At 68.6% G+C, this 2156-nt stretch carries 3 protein-coding genes; 2 read left to right on the top strand and 1 reads right to left on the bottom strand.

The genetic code is table 11. The features are described 5' to 3' along the window. Positions 1-773 (bottom strand): RDD family protein (locus GT354_RS18005; protein WP_161357325.1); only part of this gene is annotated, 773 nt, incomplete at its 3' end. A gap of 49 nt (positions 774-822) precedes the next feature. Here GT354_RS18005 and GT354_RS18000 point away from each other — a divergent pair. Together GT354_RS18000 and GT354_RS54120 are read left to right on the top strand one after the other, a co-directional pair. Beyond that, the gene (locus GT354_RS18000; protein ID WP_161357324.1) at positions 823-1830 is read left to right on the top strand and encodes a stage II sporulation protein M; all 1008 of its coding nucleotides are present in this window, start codon (positions 823-825) and stop codon (positions 1828-1830) included. 119 nt (positions 1831-1949) lie between these two features. Further along, on the top strand, positions 1950-2156 hold a 207-nt coding region (locus tag GT354_RS54120), incomplete at its 3' end, for a hypothetical protein (RefSeq protein ID WP_237535108.1).

Genomic DNA, 2156 nt, shown 5'->3' with positions numbered 1-2156 from the left:
GGCCCACGGGGAGCCGCCGCCGCCCTCCGCGTCGCCTGCCGCTCCCAGTCCCGCCGCTGCCGCTCGGCCAGTACGGCCGACAGATACACCACGGGATGCATCCCCGGCGGCGGCGCGAGCCCGATTCGGGCCGCGGTGTCGGCGGTGAGCCGCTCGCCGAGCGACGCGGCGATCCCGGGGTCGAGCTGATCGAGTCGTCCGAGGTATTGCCGGACGGCCAGCGCGAGCCCGTCGGACAGCCCCGACAACTCGATCCCGGTCGCCCATGCGGCGGCCGCGGGATGCAGCGGTATCGGCAGATTTCGCGACGCCGGAGTGCGCTCGCGCACCACCAACGTGCCGGCCGCCATGTCGCCGAGCCGCTTTCCGTTCTTCGACGCGAGTGACGAGAACACCGCGCCACACCCGGAGGTCGTCCAGAAATCCACGAAAAAGCCGAGAATCGCGCGCACCAACGCGTGCCGGAATCGAATCGGCCCGCCGTCGTCGCGCACCACCCGCAATCCCAGCGCCATCTTCCCCGGTGTCCGCCCGTGAGCGGCGGTCTCCCACGCGACCGGCCACCCGATCACCACGGCCACCAGGACGAGAAGCGTCACCGCCGCGGCAAGCGCGTCGTCGCCGATGGGTATCGCCGCGGCCAACGCCCACACCGCGAGCAGCAACAGCACCACCTGCGCGGCGAGGTCGATCAGCATCGCCAGCGCCCGACTGGGCAACCGGGCCGGTCGCAGGTCGAGCTCGACCGCTTCACCCGTGACGAGCTCGGACACGTCCACCTCCACTGTGTTCGTCGATGTCGCTCAAAGAGAGGATGCCCCCATGGATGTCGACGTGTTCGTCGCGGTACACCGCCACGAGTGGCAACGCCTGGAACAACTCACCCGCCGACGGCGCCGATTGTCCGGCGCGGAGGTGGACGAGTTGGTCACGCTCTACCGGCGTACGGCAACGCATCTGTCGACGATCCGCTCGGCGGCGCCGGACCCGGTGCTGGTCGGGCGGCTCTCGACGCTGACCGCCCGGGCCCGCTCGGCGGTCACCGCTCCACGTACCCCCGCGTGGCGCGACGCGCTGCTTTTCCTCGCGGTCCGTTTTCCGGCCGCGGTGTATCGCAGTCGCCGATGGTGGGGCGTGACGGCCGTGCTGTTCTTCGCGTTGGCCGCAGTCGTCGCCGCGTGGGTTGCGCACAACCCGGAGGTCCGCGACACGGTGGCGGCCCCAGAGGACATTCGACGGCTCACTCGGCCCGGCGGGGATTTCGAGACCTATTACTCCAGCGCGCCGGCGGGGTCCTTCGCCGCCCAGGTGGCGACGAACAACGCGTGGGTGACGGCGGGCTGTCTGGCCCTGGGCATCCTGCTCGGCCTGCCGGTTGTGTTCATCCTGATCAGCAATGCGATGAACGTCGGCGTCTCGGCGGGCCTGATGGCCGACGCCGGCCGACTCGACGTGTTCTTCGGGCTCATCACGCCGCACGGTCTCCTGGAACTCACCGCGGTCTTCATCGCGGCGGGGGTGGGCATGCGGCTGGGCTGGACGGTGATCGACCCGGGCCCGCGCACGCGCGCCAAGGCGATCGCGGAAGAGGGCCGAATCGCCCTGGGCATGGCGGTCGGTCTGGCCTTGGTACTGGTCGTGTCGGGGGTCATCGAGGCGTTCGTGACCCCGTCCGGCCTGCCCACCTGGGCTCGCATCGCGATCGGCGTCACGGCCGAGGCGCTGTTCCTCGCATACGTCGTGATCCTGGGCCGGCGGGCCGAATTCGCCGGAGAGCACGGGGATGTGGCATCCTCGGACGTCGCGGACGAGCTGCCCACGGTCGCCTGAACAGGTGATCTTGACAGTCCAACGGCCGCACGCGTAGATTCGAAGGGTTGTCGCGACGTTGTTCAACAGCGCGACAGTCTGGTAGCATCTGCCAGAGCCGAGCGGGGCCTCCGTCAAGGATGGCATTCCTGCCGCAGCAACACCATCGAATTTCTCGATCATCGATCGCGTTCATTCGCGACGACTTCGGCTATTTGCTGTTCTTGTGCATGTGGTTCGGGAAATTCCAATCGGTCCGAGCGTGGCAGAAACGGGTTACCGAATCTGCTAAGCTCGAAGAGCCGGAAGCCGAAGAAGCGAAAGCTTCGAGGCGGAAAGCGAAGGAC

This window comes from Streptomyces sp. SID3343 (assembly GCF_009865215.1).
Taxonomy (GTDB): domain Bacteria; phylum Actinomycetota; class Actinomycetes; order Streptomycetales; family Streptomycetaceae; genus Embleya.
The sequence above is the reverse complement of the archived record's forward strand: the minus strand, read 5'-3'. Positions and strand labels throughout refer to the sequence as shown.

Excerpts from the sequence above, each read along its gene's own strand:
- GT354_RS18000 (WP_161357324.1), top strand. The coding sequence starts at position 823 with ATGGATGTCGACGTGTTCGTCGCGGTACACCGCCACGAGTGGCAACGC.